This is a genomic window from Robertkochia marina (genome assembly GCF_004799345.1).
Lineage (GTDB): Bacteria > Bacteroidota > Bacteroidia > Flavobacteriales > Flavobacteriaceae > Robertkochia > Robertkochia marina.
The window spans coordinates 334,481-352,114 of sequence record NZ_SSMC01000002.1 but is presented as its reverse complement, the minus strand read 5'-3'; the positions used below and the strand labels follow the sequence as shown (position 1 = coordinate 352,114).

General features: G+C 40.0%; 11 protein-coding genes. 5 read left to right on the top strand and 6 right to left on the bottom strand.

Annotated features, from left to right (window positions below):
• The first annotated feature begins 103 nt into the window (after positions 1 to 103).
• Positions 104 to 1,183, top strand: a complete 1,080-nt coding sequence (locus tag E7Z59_RS08030) for a mannose-1-phosphate guanylyltransferase (RefSeq protein ID WP_136335805.1) — start codon at positions 104 to 106, stop codon at positions 1,181 to 1,183.
• Between the two features lie 471 nt (positions 1,184 to 1,654).
• On the opposite strand, the gene E7Z59_RS08025 is transcribed toward E7Z59_RS08030, so the two are convergent.
• The gene (locus tag E7Z59_RS08025; RefSeq protein ID WP_136335804.1) at positions 1,655 to 3,709 is read right to left on the bottom strand and encodes a tetratricopeptide repeat protein; all 2,055 of its coding nucleotides are present in this window, start codon (positions 3,707 to 3,709) and stop codon (positions 1,655 to 1,657) included.
• 149 nt (positions 3,710 to 3,858) lie between these two features.
• On the opposite strand from E7Z59_RS08025, the gene E7Z59_RS08020 reads away from it, so the two are divergent.
• From E7Z59_RS08020 to E7Z59_RS08010, 3 genes are all read left to right on the top strand, one after another.
• A complete protein-coding gene (locus E7Z59_RS08020) occupies positions 3,859 to 4,134 on the top strand; it encodes an STAS domain-containing protein (RefSeq protein ID WP_136335803.1) in 276 nt (91 codons plus the stop codon).
• A 54-nt stretch (positions 4,135 to 4,188) separates the two neighbouring features.
• On the top strand, positions 4,189 to 5,463 hold the full coding sequence (locus tag E7Z59_RS08015; RefSeq protein WP_136335802.1) for an oligosaccharide flippase family protein: 1,275 nt from the start codon (positions 4,189 to 4,191) through the stop codon (positions 5,461 to 5,463).
• 67 nt (positions 5,464 to 5,530) lie between these two features.
• Positions 5,531 to 6,736, top strand: a complete 1,206-nt coding sequence (locus tag E7Z59_RS08010) for a glycosyltransferase (protein WP_136335801.1) — start codon at positions 5,531 to 5,533, stop codon at positions 6,734 to 6,736.
• A gap of 45 nt (positions 6,737 to 6,781) precedes the next feature.
• Here E7Z59_RS08010 and E7Z59_RS08005 read toward each other — a convergent pair whose 3' ends face one another.
• From E7Z59_RS08005 to E7Z59_RS07995, 3 genes are read right to left on the bottom strand one after another with little or no spacing between them, the layout of a single operon-like run.
• Entirely contained in the window at positions 6,782 to 8,332 is a 1,551-nt protein-coding gene (locus E7Z59_RS08005) for a cellulase family glycosylhydrolase (RefSeq protein ID WP_136335800.1), read from the bottom strand.
• Positions 8,313 to 9,530, bottom strand: coding sequence for a hypothetical protein (locus E7Z59_RS08000; protein WP_136335799.1), 1,218 nt, complete (start codon positions 9,528 to 9,530; stop codon positions 8,313 to 8,315). Before E7Z59_RS08000 ends, E7Z59_RS08005 begins: the two co-directional genes overlap by 20 nt.
• On the bottom strand, positions 9,527 to 12,616 hold the full coding sequence (locus E7Z59_RS07995; protein WP_136335798.1) for a hypothetical protein: 3,090 nt from the start codon (positions 12,614 to 12,616) through the stop codon (positions 9,527 to 9,529). The genes E7Z59_RS08000 and E7Z59_RS07995 overlap by 4 nt, the downstream gene beginning before the upstream one ends.
• Positions 12,617 to 12,791: 175 nt before the next feature.
• Here E7Z59_RS07995 and E7Z59_RS07990 point away from each other — a divergent pair, with 175 nt between their 5' ends.
• Entirely contained in the window at positions 12,792 to 13,976 is a 1,185-nt protein-coding gene (locus E7Z59_RS07990) for a response regulator (RefSeq protein WP_136335797.1), read from the top strand.
• A 71-nt stretch (positions 13,977 to 14,047) separates the two neighbouring features.
• Here E7Z59_RS07990 and E7Z59_RS07985 read toward each other — a convergent pair whose 3' ends face one another.
• Together E7Z59_RS07985 and E7Z59_RS07980 are read right to left on the bottom strand one after the other, a co-directional pair.
• Complete coding sequence (locus tag E7Z59_RS07985) at positions 14,048 to 16,078, bottom strand: IPT/TIG domain-containing protein (protein WP_136335796.1); 2,031 nt, start codon at positions 16,076 to 16,078, stop codon at positions 14,048 to 14,050.
• Positions 16,078 to 17,280 (bottom strand): outer membrane beta-barrel protein, encoded by a 1,203-nt coding sequence (locus E7Z59_RS07980; protein WP_168731258.1) that lies wholly within the window; start codon positions 17,278 to 17,280, stop codon positions 16,078 to 16,080. The genes E7Z59_RS07985 and E7Z59_RS07980 overlap by 1 nt, the downstream gene beginning before the upstream one ends.
• Between the last annotated feature and the right edge of the window lie 354 nt (positions 17,281 to 17,634).

Below are 17,634 nucleotides of genomic sequence, written 5' to 3'. Positions count from 1 at the left end.
TGTTTACCATCCACCAATACTGATATGGGTATTAGTCGAGTAATGACTATATCCTTGTTCTTCTCCTGCTACCTTTACCTCAGATATTTTAAATAATGGAACCATGAAAAATCACGATTATGCCGTCATCATGGCCGGAGGGGTAGGAAGCAGATTCTGGCCGGTAAGCAAACAGACAAACCCCAAACAGTTTCAAGATATTCTGGGTTGTGGAAAAACCCTGATCCAGACTACCTACAACCGACTTTCGAGGTTCATACCCCCATCCAACATTTATATTCTAACCAATGAGATTTATGAAAGTCTTGTTAAAGAGCAATTGCCTGAGGTAACCCCGGAGCAGATCGTTATGGAACCTGTTATGAGGAACACTGCCCCCTGTATTCTTCTTGCAGCCATGAAAATATTTAAGAGAGATGCTGCTGCCCGCATGTTGGTTGCTCCCAGTGACCATTGGATTCAAACTGAAGCAAATTTTCAAAAGGACATGAAAATGGCATTGCAGGCCTCTGAAGATAACCAAAGTCTGTTCACCTTTGGCGTACGCCCCTGCTTCCCCAACACGGGTTATGGTTATATTGAATATCAGCCTGATGAGACCCGAACCATTTTTAATGCCATTCGCTTTACCGAAAAGCCTGATTTCAGAACGGCACAGAGGTTCATTTATTCCGGAAATTATCTTTGGAACAGTGGTATCTTCGTCTGGAAGACCTCCTCAATATTAGCCAAATTTAAAACCTACCTTCCAGAGATGTTCAGCTTGTTTTCAAAAGGTAGAAATGTCTTTAATACGGTAAAGGAAAAAAGCTTTCTGATCGCTAATTACCACCTGGCAGAGAATATTTCTATAGATTTTGGAATTATTGAAAAGTCAAAACATATTAAAGTTATACCAGCAGGTTTCTCATGGAATGACCTGGGAACCTGGGGATCACTTCAAGATGAGCTTCCGCATGATATAGACCATAATACCGTAATCAATAGCAGGTTTATACCAAACGAGGCAAAAGGGAATATTATCAGGACCGAAAACAAAAAAGTAGTCTATATAGAAGGTCTCCGGGATTATATGATCCTGGAAAACCAGGAGGTTCTCTTAATCATCCCTAAAAATAAAGAACAGGAGATCAAACAGATCAGGCAAAATGTCATGAGTACCCACGGGTTACACCTGGGGTAATACAGGATTCGTTTAAGTTCTAATTGAAGAACAAATAACTATCGCGCAGAGATATCTCAAAGAGGTTCCCTTATTTTAATTGTTTTACAATTATACATGGAGATACTTTGCTTTCAAAGCCCGGAATTTTCCGGGCTTTCTGATTTTTAGGTTCCCCTCGCTTTAAGGTGAAAGAATCAAGTTTCTGAATGAGAAGGGCAACCCTATTCGTGATAGCTCAACGAATGTTCCATCAATTTACAGGTAATTCATATGGAATGATCCCTCATTAACTACTCAAAATATACCCTTTTTGAGCGCTTCAATATAAACCCATAAAGCCTCATTTGACAATCAAAATTGCTATTCCTACTGCATTAAGGATCTCGATACAAAATAGTAGCCAAGCAGCAACCTACAGCGGTATGTTGTTTAAAACTTTCGTAAACCCTTCTTGAAAGCCGTTGGCGGAACTATTAATATACCGGAGTTTTAAAATTTAAAAACCGGAGTTTTAGTTATTTGCCATCTAAGGTTAATTCCAATTTCTGTGAAGGTAAATCCTGCGGCAGTGGCAGAAGCAATATTGGAATGATTTCCATAAATACTAAACAGGAACCTTTGGCCAATCTGGTATCCTACCCTTCCCTTTAGCCGGTAGGTGAATTGTTTAGAATCATCTTCGATAAACTGGTATCCTGCAGCCGCGGTGAAATTATAATTAAAATCGGCATTGGGATCATTGTTTAAGAAGTCGGTGAAGATTTCGGTGACCTGAAATTTTTCAGGACTAAAGTATAGCTCGGGGCGCTGTAAATCAAACCCGATATATTGATAATTTAAACCGACTTTAAGTAAGGGCTTTTTAAGAAAGTTATAATAAACAGAAGTAAATAATAAATTTCTTGTGTTTTCATCACTCTGTTTTGTGTACATGTACTGCACATACCAGCCCAAGCCATAGGATGTAGAATAATTGTTATTAAGAAATAGGTGATTTTCCGTAATCTGACTAATAAGAAGCTCCGCATTAAAATCCTGCAGAGCTCTGCGATATCCTATTTCCAGGTCATTTCTTATAAATGGTTTAATGGCAGCAGAAACTTCTCCTACCAGATTACTATAGTTGTTTGTAACCGAGTTTGCATTGACCAATCCGCCTACCGCTTTTAATCTGAGAACCGGCGATAAACGGTACATTATCCCCAGATCAAATTGATTGGAAGTCGCCTCCAATCCATTCGTAGCGTTTTTAGTTTCCCTGTATCTATATGCCCCGGAAATTTCTAAATTTGAAGAAACCGGAAAACGCAATCCAGTTGCCATGGCAATCGCTTCATTGTCTCCATTATCGATGGTATAACTTATGTTTTGTTGCAGAAATGGAGCATATTGCTTTTCCAGTTTTTTAAGGAATTGTTCTGCATCCTGTTGATTTTCATAAAAAATAAGGGTTCTGTCGGCAGCCATTTTGGCCATCCCGGCCTCTCCTCTGGCAAAATAAGCATTTGCAATACCCAGGTTGCCATCAAACGAGGTTGAATCTATTTCCAGGATTTTACGATATTGCTCCACACTGTACTGAAAATCTCCGGTATACATGCCTAAACTGGCTTTTAGGGCAAGAATTCGAACTTCAGGACCATATTCATTCTCCATTTGTAAAAGAAGTTTTTCGGCCTGCCTGTATTTTCCGTTCCAGGTTAAAGCCTGTACATAACGTTCTTTCGTCTCTAGTATTCTGAGAGAGTCTTCCGTTTCACTTATTAAGTTATAGGCTAATTCAGCATACCCCAGGGCTTGTTGTTCCTTTCCTTCAACATGTGCCGCCAATGCCATACCATTAAAGGCCTGAATACTGTCATTTAAAGATATCGCCATCAATTCATAAACTTCCTTAGCGGCAGTTCCATCCTTTTTATTCAGATAGATATTGGCTTTGGCAAGAAGCGTCTCCTGATCTCCGGGGAAATCCAGAAGATTTTCATCCAGTAAACCTATGGCACTTTGATACCGCCGTTGCAGAAGGTAATGATTGGCATAACCTAATCGGATGTATTTCCTGGAAACCAACGCATTTGTATTCTCCGGAGAGATTTCCAGTGCCCGGTTTACCGCCTCCAGTGCCAACTGGTATTCTTTTAAATTACTCAAGGTATTGGCATAACCCAGAACAGCCCCAAAATTTTCCGGATATTTTGAAACTAAATCCTGATAGTATGGTTTTGCTTTTTCATACTCCTTATTCCATAGCAGGGCTTCTGCATAATTGAGTTTTACCTCAACGTCTTCAGGATAATCCTTTAAGAGGTCATTAAATAGTTCTAACGCCTGAGCAGGGTCGCCGCTAAGTCCAACAGCCCGGGAATAACACAACCTGGCAGTTTTGTTTTCTGGAAAATCTTTCAAAATTATTTCAAAGAAGGCTTCGGCCTTTTCGAATTCGCCATTTTCAAGAAACCCGAAGCCTTTTTCCATATCCTGAGCACTGGCTTGTATACTAAAAAGAGCAAGAATAATTGTCAGAATATAAAATTGAGTTTTCATGCTTTAAAGGGTTTGGTTTCTGATTTACAAGTTAAAACCACATTCGCCATATTTCATCTACACCAATTGTCCATCCGTCGAAGGAGACGGATTGTTCATTGAGAAATACAAGAAATTAGCGTCGTTGAATGATCTAAAATACTATCATCATGGCACTTAGAATAACTGAAGTTAACGGAATTTTTGAAGTAAATGGAAATCTTTTGGCATCAAATGCCTATCAACTCAGAAAACATTTTGAGGCAGTGCTCCAAATCAAGAAGCACATCAGGATCAATCTGGGTCATCTTGAGACTCTGGATACAGGAAGTATTGGTGATCTGAGGTCCTTAATTTCCTATGCGACCCGAAACGGGAAGTTCATAGAATTTCTGGGAAAAAGTAATCGAAAAGTCTGTAAAGTTCTTAAGGCGGCAGGGCTATAGCCTTATCAGTCAATCAGAACTGAAAAATAATATGTATTTAAATCCATTACAGCCATGACCACCTTACAAATTCCATATACCAAAATTGAAATAAAGGGCAGCCAGGTGTTTATGCTTAGTGCTCTGATCGTGAATGCAGGCAACTACATCTACAATCTGTTACTGGGTAGAATTCTGGGGCCTGAGGCATTTGCCGACGCAGCCATCCTTGTAACTTTTCTCCTCATTCTTTCTTTCATGGCAATGACTTTGCAATTAAGCGTGGCTAAATTTACAGGGAGTTTTAATAATAAGAAGAAGGATACACTTCTGAGGTATTCAAGAAAATGGAGTCTGTTGGTGGGTTCATTCCTTGGGGTGTTTATAATCATCCTTGCCGGTAACTTACAGGAGTGGTTCAACACCTCCTCGGCCCATATGTTCAGAATCTTCGGTATGGGTGTTCCTATTTATTTTTTAATGAGTGTAAACAGGGGTTATTTTCAGGGGAAACAAGAATTTATCAAGCTCTCTATAACCTACCAGGGAGAAATGTTCAGCAGGCTGTTTTTAACCCTTGCCTTCATCCTTATCTTACCTTTTCAAAGTTCAGAACTGGTATCACTGGGTATTTTAATTTCCCTCCTTCCCGGAATGCTACCGTACAAAAAGATTCGCGCTAACCTTCTTCCCGATATAAACAGTAAAGAACTGTCTCATCTGAAAAAGTTTATGATGGTAACTGCCTTTTATGAGCTTTCACAGGTACTGATAAATAACGGCGATATCTTGCTGGTTAAACATTTCTTTGACGCCCACTCCGCAGGTTTGTATTCGTCTATGGCTCTGATCGGACGTGCCGTTTACTTTGTAGCCTGGATGTTCGTTATGCTGCTCTTACCCGAGGTGGTTAAAAGACAGAAAGAGGGAAAGAACACTCAGAAGGTATTTGGAAAATATCTGGGAATGATCAGTATCCTGGTTGTCTCAGTAGTCCTGATAAATGTACTATTTCCAAGACTGATTATAGAGATATTATTTGGAAGCGCCTATATGGAAGTCGCTGGTATACTATGGAAATATGCTCTTGCAAGTTCCCTGTTTGCCCTGGCCAACGTATTTGTCTATTACTTTCTGTCATTAGATAAATATTTACCGGTAATCATTTCAGCTATATTCGGTGTATTACAATTAACTGTAATCGCTGTTGAACATTCCAGTCTAGAAGCCGTAGTAGAGGCCCAGATTTTTGTAATGGGGGTTCTGTTAATACTTCAAACCGGTTACTTCCTCTACAAAAACAATCCTTTTCCCATAAAGCAATCCTATTCACACTTTGACCATCATTAAAAAAAGAAATCGGAGTTATCTCACTTCCTTTTTAACCATTGAATTCTAATTTAAAAAAGCAGAAATTATGAAACTCGCACTTGTAACAGCATTCCCCCCCAGCAAAGTAACATTGAATGAGTACGGATATCACCTTGCAAAACACTTTGCTCAAAAGGAAGAAATAGATGAACTTATTTTAATAACAGATCATACCGATACCCCAAAGGAAATTGATTTTGATACTTCCGATTGCAAGGTAACGGTAAAGGACAGCTGGAGGTTTAACAGCTACAAAAATATCTTTAGCATTTATAAAAACCTGATGCATTCTAAACCTGATGCTATACTTTTTAACCTTCAGTTCATGAAGTTTGGAGACAAAAAAATACCTGCAGCCTTGGGGCTGTTTTTACCACTTCTCTTCAGACTAAAGGGCATACCTACCATCGTTTTATTGCATAACATTCTCGAAACTGTAGATCTTGGTAATGCGGGTTTTACTGAAAACAAGTGGTTACAAAAACTATTTAATACTATAGGAACCTTATTGACCAAAGTAATCCTTCAGGCTGATGTTGTAGCGCTCACCATCGGGAAATATGTTGATGTAATCAAAAATAAATATCAGGTATCAAATGTGATGCAGATTCCACATGGGTCATTTGAAACACCTCCCGAACCCTCCTTTACACTTCCAAAAGGGCCTAAAAAAATTATGGCATTTGGAAAATTTGGTACCTATAAAAAAGTGGAGGTGCTCATCGAAGCAGTGGAAAAACTCAGAGCATCAAGCAAAGAAGAGCTCGAGATCGTCATTGCCGGTACCGACAGTCCGAACACACCGGGTTACCTGGCTACAATGATGGAAAAATATCAATATGTCGAGCAATTAACCTTTACCGGGTACGTAGCGGAAGAAGATGTTCCAAAAATTTTCGGAGAGAGTGCTGTGGTAGTCTTTCCGTATACATCGACCACCGGAAGTTCAGGGGTATTGCATCAGGCAGGTAGTTATGGAAAGGCCGTGGTAATGCCAAATCTTGGAGATCTATCCCTTTTGATTGAAGAAGAGGGGTATACAGGAGAATTCTTCGAGCCCGAAGATGCAGGATCACTTGCCCAGGCGCTGAAACGAATTATTGAAGACGATACCTACAGACAGCACATAGGAGAAGCCAACTATAAAGCAGCCTGTAGTCTTCCTATGGAAAAAATTACCCAGATCTACCTGGATGAGTTCAAAAAATTGGAGGGAGTCAAAAAACGATATGATTTTGTGAATGTTGGTTAATTATTGGTTAGTGTTGTAAAGGCAGTGTTTAAAACACTGCCTTTTTTATTGAGCAATGTGGCTATAAGACTTCTTTTTCTTTCCGCGCTGATCTATAAATCCGAAATTCTTCTGTTTGGCCTTTCGCCAGGGCAACCTACCTACGACCCCCGCCGGCACTTCTTTAAAATCATATAAGGTCCAGGATAAAAAGGCAATGCCTTCGTTGTGAAGAAACTCCTGCATCTCCTTATGATACTTAGCCTGATCATCCTGATCATAACCGAATGGATTCCAGAAACCACGGTAAGACGACCTGCCAAATTCTCCAAGCATTAAAGGTTTGTTCACCTTTTTTTTCAGCTCGTCATAGGCCATTTTTAATTCTTCTATATCCCTGTAAAAATGAAAACTAACCAGATCAAGCTCCTCTTGTAATAATACGGCATTTTCCGGATGTGCCCAGCCAATGGTTACCGGGTGTTTTGGATCTGCCTTTTTTACTTGTTGAATCACCGTTTTAAGCCAGTTCAACACCATTTCTTTACCCCTGCTTTTAAAATCCAGATCCGGTTCATTTTTAACGTCCCATCCCAAAAGTGCAGGGTGATCTTTAAACCTGGACACAATTTGACGTAAATGCTCGTGAGTCAGGGTCCAGTTTAAAATGGAATAGTCACCGTAAAAATCGAATAAAGTAACCATTACTTTTAATTGATTTTTCGTCGCAAGGTTGAGTACCGTATCGAGTTTTTCCAGTTTTTGCTTCTTCACATGTTCAGCGCCAAAATCTTCATATGGAATAAATATTCTAATGGTATTCAAGCCGGAGTTCTTAATCAGGATCAGGTCTTTTTCTATAATTGCTGCATTAAATTCATCTCCAAACATATCCCAGGGCGAATCTTTAGGATAATAATTAATACCTTTTATATTATGCAGTTCCCGTGCCGTATCTTGTGTATTTTCTGCATTGTCCGGGTCTAAACTACTATCCATGGGTTTCTCTTTGATAGTTTGCTGCAATTTTTGCAGATGCCGTACTCTCCAGAAGCCATCTTCCAGAAGCATCATTACCCGGTAGGAAGCCGTATCTGAAGTCCGCAGCTGAATTTTGTTATGCTCCAGGCTTTCCGAATATTCAACGACATCATTATCATTAAAAACCACCATCTGTCCGTCTGCACTATAAAATTGAAGCTTAGGATGATGCTCAATAGTGGTGAAGTTAAAACGAACACCTGCGGCTTTGTTGTAGTCGATAAGCTTGTAAATATGAACTCTTGCACTATCGGTATAATAATCATTAATTCCAAAGCTCTTATTGCTTTGCAACGCCAGGTTCTTTACATACCAGGAATTCAAATAATCCTTTTCAATCTCTTGTAAATTTTGAAATTCCATGGGCCTTCCTTCATAAGCAGTGGTATCCCATGTAACCTCGGGTAAGTAGAGTTGCCTGCTGTTAATTTCAGTATGAAGCATCGCCGTGCGGTCTGATCCTGAGTTTAAATATCCCCATACCGAACTAATACCAATTACCGCCAGGGCATTAACCCCTATGAAACTAATAATAAGTATGGCACGATATAGGTTTCTATTGATGATTTGCTGCATTTGGCTTTAATGAAAAGATTTTAGTAACCCCAAGAGATTTAATAGTAAAGATATAAGAATCGCTTAAACTCAAATCTTCAGGAATTTTGAAAGTGACCATGCCTGCTTTACTGGGCAGTCGGTATTTGTAATACAGCGATCCATCATTATCGCCTACCTCCAGCAAAACCTCTGTGCCATCAGGCACAAATTGTCCAAGGAAACTGGTTAGTGGCCCCACCCTTATCTTTTTATGATCCGGGTCAGCACGAACTTCGAAATCCTTTATGACGGGATCATAGGTGATCTCTACTTTATTACTCAAAGCCATACCGGGTATCCTCGCTGAGATCACCCAGCTATCAGGTTTTTCCGGATGAAGTAATTGGGCCCTTGCCACTCCATCTATAGTATTGCCATAGGTTTTGCGGAGATTATTATCTGAATCTGCTATTAAGAATTCTACCGAAGTACCGTCACTTACAATGTTTTCAAAGGCATCACGAATGGTTGAAGTCTTTATTTCAGTTACCTGATTTCCATCTGCATAGGTATGCACTCTTTGTATTTCAATATTGAAATCTGTTGGCAATGAAGGATACACCTCGCTTATCATTTCCTTACTGTGTACGGAGTCAACAGAACTGGCAATAAAGATGCTTCCAGTTTGTCTTTTGGAGATAACTCGTTTCCAAACCAGCATGTGATTCATTACCAGCTCTTCCTTCTTTAATACGTCATTAAAGAATTCTGAAATCTCTACCTTAACTCCATCCATTAAAGGGTTGTCAAAGCTATCGGTAGGAATACTAACCAGCATGGAATAATCGGTCCCTCCAGCCTGAATACTCCTGGGGCCCAGGTAATTTTCAATATACTCTGGTTTTTCTCCTGGCGATATATAAACTTCTCCAAATTGATCTGCACTACTATTAAAAAGTCTCCAGCTCAGCATTCCGGCCTTATGAGAAATGAAATGGGGAAATTCAAAAACATACTTTCCTCCCTCCAATACAGGAGAAAGAATGGTTTTGGCGTACGCGCTGCTTACCATTAGTCTGGAATCTGCTTCAATGTTTTCAAATACCAGTTTAAGGTCATCGCCTGCATTAATTTCTTCCCGGCTATTGGTATCCGGAGTATGAAATTCTGTTTGATCTGTTCCCGGAATCATTAGAAATAAAAGACAACTCATTAGTATCAGGTACGTCTTCATCATTTCGGATTTCCTATATAATTATTCAATTCTATCTTTAAGAATGTAAACCCTGAGCCCGAAATTTCCTGTAGCCCTCCTCTTCTATGTTCGGGAACTCTGAAAGGTATAACCTTCCCGGCGATGGCTTTATTAGGCAGGCCATTCACATAAACATTTTCCATCGATGTATTGATGACCAGTAGTTTCTCAAGGTTTTCCGGCTTTCTTTCAAACCTTTGCTTTCGTTGTACCCTGATCCCGTCCTGAAGGTATTGATGATCTACCCAAAGTAATTCATATTTTGCATTAAAATACGAATATATTAACTGGGGTATGGTAACCTCTTCCACTCCGTAATTAAACAATCTCCCTGTAATGTGTTTGTTTTCAACCTCCAGCTGATTAAGGGTAACATTTTTATACAGGTCTGTCGTGGCCACATTCCCAGCGCATTGCAGGTTAAACTTTACCGGTTCGGCATCCAGTTCAATAGGGGTGAATTGATTCGGATCAAAAGTTTCCTGAATGGTTGCTTCTCTATCCAGCCATGCAATACCCTCAAAATCGACCCGGAAACTACTGATTTCCTTCGGCATTAATTTATGTTTGAGAACCTGCCTTGCGCTATAGGTAGCCAAAGCATTGTCATCCTGGTCGTACAAGGTTCCTTTAATAACTATATCTGCAGGTACATGGTCTACATTCTGTATCTCGCCAACGATAGCGTAGCGCCCGTTCAGTTTAACCAATTTGGCAGAAAGCACCTCTAATACCGGCTGTTTTAATACGTCTTCATGATAGGTTTGTTGGGTAGTAATCCTTCTGCGGCCGTGATTAAAAAATTTTGTCTGACTTTGAGAAAATAACTGGTTAACAGGAATATCCGTATCTGTTTCAGTGGGCACTATATACCATTTCCCCCTTATTTTATTTAATCGGTGATCAAATTCTTTGTCAATTTTGTCTAAAGGGGTTACCCAGGAGGTAAAGACGTTAGCCATGGAAACCGTATCATTAATTTTATTAATTTCTACATGAATACTATCCATTTTTGCATAAGAGCTGAGAATACCATCACTCACTGAGACCTCCAGCATGAATTGAGCTATGGTTTTACCTCCCTGTGGCACAAGGTAAGAATGTGCTCTTTCAAACTCCTTAAAATCGATGGCATCATAATAGGCCTGCAATACATTTTCTTCAGAAACCTGATCAGAATTATTGAAGTAAATAAAATAAAGAGATATCACAATTACTCCAGCCAGTAAGAATCCATAAACCTGGTTAAAGGTTAGTAGAAGCGGACGAAACCTGTTATAGTGCGTTGTAAACTTTAAAAATTCGGGACGTTCCGGATTACCAGTTTTTAAGGCATTAAACCAGATCAAATGTAAATTCATAAAGAACGCTATAAGAATGGTCAGAACCGGGATAGTACCCCACATCACCTTCAGGTACAGCGCCACATCCTGTTTTTCCATGATGCCTGACATGGGGGGCACATTAAGTTTTTCCCAAACCATGATCCCGTTCTCCAATTGCTGTAAACGCTGCCAGCCACTAAAATATAATAAGGGATCATAAAATTTATCATTAGAGAAGATATACTTCAGGTTATACTTTTCCGGAACTGCAAGAAATTGTTGCAGCGACCCTATTCCTTCTATCCCCCTGAACTTGGAATTCTCAAGTCGTTCTACTGCCCGGGTGGTTAATTCAGGAAGTCTTCTTGCCGAATGATAATTGCCATCTACCGTAAGAGCCCTGGTTTGGGCTGATAACCATGCCATTTGGTCTCCAAAACCGAGGGTAAGAAACCGCCAGCGATCATGCTCATCCTGATTCAGAAAATTAATAATGGGTAACATTTTTATACTTTGTGGCTGCATAGGTCTGAAATACCCCAGGCTTAGGGTAAACACCGCTAAAAAAATAAATACCCCCACCAACAGAGCGGCGATCACCCTGTGATACACGGCCCCAAATTTTTCCTGAATTCGCTGTTTAAGATCAACTTCAGCAAACCTGTACGCAAACTCTCCGAATAAAGGCAGCACCATAATTGAGCCCCACAGGGTAAATCTGTCTAGGGTAAGAATATTAAATGCGGTATCTCCAAGCAATAACCTTGGTATGGGGGTAGTGCCCCCGGTACCTAAAATAAATAGCATAGAGAATGACAATCCAAAAAACAAATATCGTTTTGAATAATACCGGTAAAAGAAATACGGAAACAGAAAAAATAAAATACCCCAGGGTATAACAAAAAACACCAGTCCTGAAGAGGTGACCTCCAAGAAGCTGTCCCGGCTTCCGTGGGGTATGGGTACCTGGGTTATAGGGTTCTTTTTTGTGTTTACCCAATAAGGCAGAATACAGATTACAATGGTCATCAGGGAGGATACTCCGAAAAACACAATACGTTTAAATAGCTGTAAAAAGGTTTTCAGAAATACTTTAAAGTTTACCTTGTTATAACCCGATACTTTCTCCGATGACACGTCCATAACTACCATCCCGATCAACGGGAAAATAAAAAATACCATTCCGAAAATGGGGGTCACATGATGAGAGGTTACCGTCACAGCAATAAGTGAAATCGCTCTAAAGTAAAACCGTTTTTTACCTGTCTTTATAAACAAATAGATCTCCGGGAGTGCATGCATTAAAATTGAAATCCCGATGATACTGGGCAACTGACCAAAAATATGCAAGGTCTCTAAAAACGAAGAAGAAAACACGGCAAGTAATGCTGCATATCCGGCGGCTTTTCTGTTTGCGGTAATCAGCAGGCTGAACCGGTAGACCCCTGTAATAAAAAGTATAACCGCAATAATGGCGGTGAAAAACATTCCAAACTTCAGGCCACCAACAAAAGAGAATAAGGCTATTACCTGATGCACCAGCGGCGGATAACCCATTACGGTAAAGCCTGTATACCATTTGTAATTCCAGGGCTCAAACCAGCTGTTGGCATAATGTTCTGCAAAGAACAGATGAATCAATGCATCATAGGTGTTTTCGAGAGTATAGAAAAGGGCTGTAGAATGGAATACCACACCGATGATAAGGGCAGCAATCAAGTACTTATTGGTGGTTTCTTTCATGGCGTTAAAGACAGAAATTTCTATAAAATAAAAATAAAAAGCCTATACCACACCAACAACCCGCTGAACGTAAGCAAAGTACCATTCACCGAAAAGAAAGAGTCGCTTTGTCTAAATCTCAGAAATCGAAGGCGGGTTCAAGATAATTTTGAAAAGAATTTTAAACGCAACGATCATGAAAATTTTAGCAGTAGATGACCAACAGTTAGTATTACTTCCCCTGGAAAAGAGGCTGAAGGAAAGAGGTTATGAAGTTAAAACTACCACGGATGCGCAAAACGCGCTATCACTGTTTAAAAGTTATCAACCGGATCTTTTGATCATTGATATTAATATGGCCCCATCAAACGGCCTGGAAATTGTGAGAAGTATCAGAAAAGACCTGGGAGATAACACCCCTATCATGGTCTTATCAGGAAATACCGATGATCAACTCATTGTCGAAGCCTATGAAATAGGTATCCAGGATTTTATGAAAAAGCCGCTAAGTCTCGATGAGATTACTGCCAGGGTTGCCAGACTCATTGGTTGTAATCATGAAAAGTGTATCCCGGAAGTAACTACAAACAGTATAATTTTAAACCATTGTGTCGGAGTGGTGATACCCTGTTATAATGAAGAAAAAAGGTTGAAATCTGAAGAGTTTATCGGTTTCATTGAGAAAAACTCCGGGTATCATCTTTGTTTTGTAAATGATGGAAGCACTGATAATACGCTAACGGTACTTCAAAATTTACGCAACGGCAGAGAAGATCACATTAGCATATTCAATTGCGAAAAAAATGGCGGCAAGGCTGAAGCCGTAAGACAAGGACTTATCTATATGTCTCAATTCCAGGACCTGGATTATATTGGTTTCCTGGATGCAGATCTGTCTACAGACTTTCAGGATTTTGAGGATTTAGTAAAGACCATAGAAACGACCGATTTTCAAATCGTTAACGGTTCAAGAATCTCAAGAATGGGCGCCATGATTACCAAAGAAAGTGCACGTAAGATCATCAGTATGAGCATTAATCTCTTAATCACGACTATATTGGGAATGCCATTCAAAGATACCCAGTGCGGGGCAAAAATCATGAGAAAAGAACTCATCCCGGTTGCCTTTAGCTCACCTTTTTTAACAAGATGGTTATTCGATGTAGAAATATTTATGAGAATGAAAAAATACTTCGGAAAACACCAGGCACAGGAAATGATCTGCGAACAACCCCTGAAACGTTGGATTCACGCAGACGGTTCAAAACTCTCCATGAAAGATTCTGCCCAGATTGGTTTTCAACTCTTTAAAATATACTGGAGCTATAACTTTAAAAAGTTTAATGCCAAAAAGATGGATCTCAAGCAGGTTACCACTTGATACTGATGATTTTTCCGGGTACTATTTGATAAACAAATTTGGTAGTTGTAAGTATCATTCACTATATCTTGTTAGTTGGACTGTGAATCATCAAAGATCCAGAGTTCTTCTCCCAAATTTCCTCCGCCAAAGTAAGCTATATTATCTATCTCAAAAGAAAATCCAAATAACCGAGCTGCCTTATGACCTTGCCTTTGGTTCCAGGCACTCCCATTAAAACTCCATAATTCTTCGCCGTTTTTGTAATAGCCAAAGAAAATTTCATTCCCCAGGCTAAACAATCCTCCCCCCTCAATACTTAGATCTACCTCTGCCGGGTAATTTTGTATCTGTGACCAGCTATCCAGTAAATTATCGTATTTAAACACCTTATTCACCGAAAAAGTGTAATTAACTCTTCCATAACCTGCATAGATGCTACCATTTAATTCGGCATGGGACACATCCCATATACCGCTAATTTCAGTTGGATAAGGTGCTACCCCCGACCATGAATCCGAAATTGGATCGTATTTCCAAATATCACTATAAGATCGACCATAATCATCTCTCCCAGCGCCTACGTATCCTTGGTTATCCAGAGAAAAATTGAGAGTTCTGGCCCTTGGAGTACCGGGAAAATCTGCGATCTGACCCCATTGACCAGATACCGGGTCATATTCCCAAAAGTCCTTCACAGATCTGAAAGACCCACCATTAAAAGGTTGGCTATCTCCTCCTCCCACATAGATCTTTTCTCCTACGGCAAAAACAGCTGGATCTTGTCTAAAGGTATCAGGAAAAGAGGTTAACCAGGTCCACTGACCGGTGGCCGGTTCGTATTTATAAAGATCTACATCAAAAAATGCAAAAACTTCCCCATTAATGGTCACTGCTCCCCAAGAATAATTCAAGGGCAGATCAGCCAGTCGGAACCATTTATCAACCAATTGAAGAGAACTTTGAGCCTGTACGGATGCTGACAATACTTCCACCTCCACATTTACTTGTCTGCCTGAATAGATATGATCCTCCTGAGAAGGGATATTCACCTTTATTTCTTTTGCAGATGCACTTATAACCTCAGCATGAAAACCATCCACCCGAACAAGATTACTTGATGAGAGTGGACTGAAATTATTGCCGGTAATGGTTAAAACACCTCCTGTTACAGCTGTAACCGGCATAAAGGAAAGGATCACAGGGTCTGCAATGGTGAACGTCTGTTCACTAACAACCTTAAAATTATTTTTACCTATAACCACCCGGGCAGTCTTCAAAGGAAAATCCGGTGGTAGGACTAATTTGAGTTGATCATCCGAAACCTCCACGAATTCAGGGATGACAGATCTACCTTCAGACTCCAAGGTAACTGATAATTCATCTATATCTTCACCAAAATGAACTCCATTAACTAGCAGGGTATCCCCTAAAGCAATCTCTAAAGGGGTTACCGATTCGATCACAGGTTTCAACAGAGTGAAATTATCTTTAAAAGCTGTTGCATTACCCGATACAGCAACATTTAAGACAGAGGTTTCATTATTAAGCTCGGTGGGTACGGTTGCCCAAATAGTATCAGATGTTTTTTTCAAAATAGGTGCTGGCAAATCGCCAAAATAAACTCCTGCCCTGGTATCACGGGTTCCGAAATATTCGCCAACAATGGTGATGGTATCTCCCAAAGATCCGGATTGCGGAAAGAATTGCTTAAGCTGGGGGCCGTTACTGCCCAGGCTCTTAAACAACACTTCCTCTCCGTAGATAACAAAATCTTTGGTCTGCATACGAGCTCGTACTATATAAGAAACATCCTTCTCCAGGGTAACCTCCACTCTTTGTGAAAAGAAATCCCCGGAAACATTTCCCGTTTTAATCAGATCTGAACTATGGTGCTTAGTATTCTTATTGTCTGTTACATACCACTCAAACCCATAATTTTCCATTTCAAAATCGCCACGGTCAAAGATCTCGGCATTGAAAGTAACCCCTTCAGGGGTGATCTCTGTAACCGGCAAAGTGGTTAACCCCGGCCATTTCCGGCTGATCACTTCTTCCGATTCGCATGAGATGATAATTACACATAAAAGGATCAGTGAACTACGTTTAATAAATGTTCTCATCACAGCTGTACAATTAGATTAAGGGTGATTCGGTTAAACTCGGGGGTGGCAATATTGTTATGATCCATACGGAACAAATAGTAGTACCTAACGGTCATCCCAGCATTAAACTGTGTAAAATTGCGCTGAAGGCCCAAGCCGCCCCAAGGCCCCAGGTAGTTGTTACCTGCAATAGCAATCTCCTCGTAATACGTATTGTATACTTCAAACCGGTCTGTTTCATAAAATCCTGAGGTACTCCTCTCCACGCGCTGCTTCCCATCATTTTTAATATTGAATTCTACGTTCAGACCTCCCTGAAAGAAAAGACCTGTAGCATTAAAGGGTATGGTATATTTAACGGAAACCGGTAAGGAAAGCGTAGTAAGGTCTATTTCACTTCTGATGTATTCCTGATGTAAGGTAGTGGTGGCATTTGAAACGAGATCCAGTGTATTGGTCGTAAAACTTGAGCGTGAAAAATGAAGCTCTCCATCCAAAGACATTCTTTTTGCGGTAGTTCTGGGGAAGGTCGCTGAAGCCAAAATTCCGAACGCCGGATTCACTGAGGTATACGATTCGTCCATATAAACAATTCCATCTCCTTCTTCCGGGTTATTCCTTATAGAAGTACTGTTAACACCCGTGAGCAGCCCAAAATTGAATTTTATCCATGGAAGATCTTCTTTATATTCAGTGTACTCCCAACCTTGACATGTATTGTATTTGGTAACGAGCTCGACAAGGTGATTTTCCATATATCCAAGGCTTTCAACCTCTTTTTCAGGCTCTGGAAGGCAATCTGATATAAGCTGAGAAACTATATCCCTCCACCCCTTCCTTTTACCATTGGTTTTATCCAGGTTCCTCAAGGTATTTTCCGGGATATTATCGAGACGATACAGCTGCCCGTCTTTCGTTATATAAAAGGTATCAAAAATACGGTAGAGGTTTAACCTTCCGATGACAAGAGTCTCAGCAAAAAAGTTATCGATAAGCTGAGAACTGAAATTAGCACCCTGATCATAGCCATACCCATTTAACTCATGGGGTAAGTAGGTGCGCTCGGTATTCCCTGATACAAAAACACAGGCTTTGTAACTTTCAGGAATCGTCTGCCGTTTTAGGGTACCTGTTATTGTATCCCCTTCTTTAGTTATTAAGTATCCTTGCTCATGCTTCTTTTGAGCATACACACCCGCTGGAGGTATGATTAGAAACATTAAGAATATAAACCAATAATTTCTCATATAAGCCGATCAAATTAAACAAAACTACTCTCAGTGTGCATTTGCTCCGGGAACAGTATTACATTTTTTACACAAACAACTAATTACCAAACACTTAAAGCACACAGCATTTAAATTGTAGGTAAAATCTGCTTAAATATAAATAAAAAGTATAATAAATAAACTGCTGAATGCCTGTGTGTTCTCTTATTTATCAGCCTGTTAGTTATACTCAACATTGCAATGCCGGGAGAAATAAATTGACCAGCTGCGGTCTCTATTCGGGTAAGAAAATACCTTTAACAATGAATTATCACCACTTAGTTAAAAAGCTATCCTGACGTTAGC

Excerpts from the sequence above, each read along its gene's own strand:
- E7Z59_RS08030 (WP_136335805.1), top strand. The coding sequence starts at position 104 with ATGAAAAATCACGATTATGCCGTCATCATGGCCGGAGGGGTAGGAAGC.
- E7Z59_RS08015 (WP_136335802.1), top strand. The coding sequence starts at position 4,189 with ATGACCACCTTACAAATTCCATATACCAAAATTGAAATAAAGGGCAGC.
- E7Z59_RS07980 (WP_168731258.1), bottom strand. The coding sequence starts at position 17,280 with ATGTTTCTAATCATACCTCCAGCGGGTGTGTATGCTCAAAAGAAGCAT.
- E7Z59_RS07990 (WP_136335797.1), top strand. The coding sequence starts at position 12,792 with ATGAAAATTTTAGCAGTAGATGACCAACAGTTAGTATTACTTCCCCTG.
- E7Z59_RS07995 (WP_136335798.1), bottom strand. The coding sequence starts at position 12,616 with ATGAAAGAAACCACCAATAAGTACTTGATTGCTGCCCTTATCATCGGT.
- E7Z59_RS07985 (WP_136335796.1), bottom strand. The coding sequence starts at position 16,078 with ATGAGAACATTTATTAAACGTAGTTCACTGATCCTTTTATGTGTAATT.
- E7Z59_RS08025 (WP_136335804.1), bottom strand. The coding sequence starts at position 3,709 with ATGAAAACTCAATTTTATATTCTGACAATTATTCTTGCTCTTTTTAGT.
- E7Z59_RS08020 (WP_136335803.1), top strand. The coding sequence starts at position 3,859 with ATGGCACTTAGAATAACTGAAGTTAACGGAATTTTTGAAGTAAATGGA.
- E7Z59_RS08010 (WP_136335801.1), top strand. The coding sequence starts at position 5,531 with ATGAAACTCGCACTTGTAACAGCATTCCCCCCCAGCAAAGTAACATTG.
- E7Z59_RS08000 (WP_136335799.1), bottom strand. The coding sequence starts at position 9,530 with ATGATGAAGACGTACCTGATACTAATGAGTTGTCTTTTATTTCTAATG.
- E7Z59_RS08005 (WP_136335800.1), bottom strand. The coding sequence starts at position 8,332 with ATGCAGCAAATCATCAATAGAAACCTATATCGTGCCATACTTATTATT.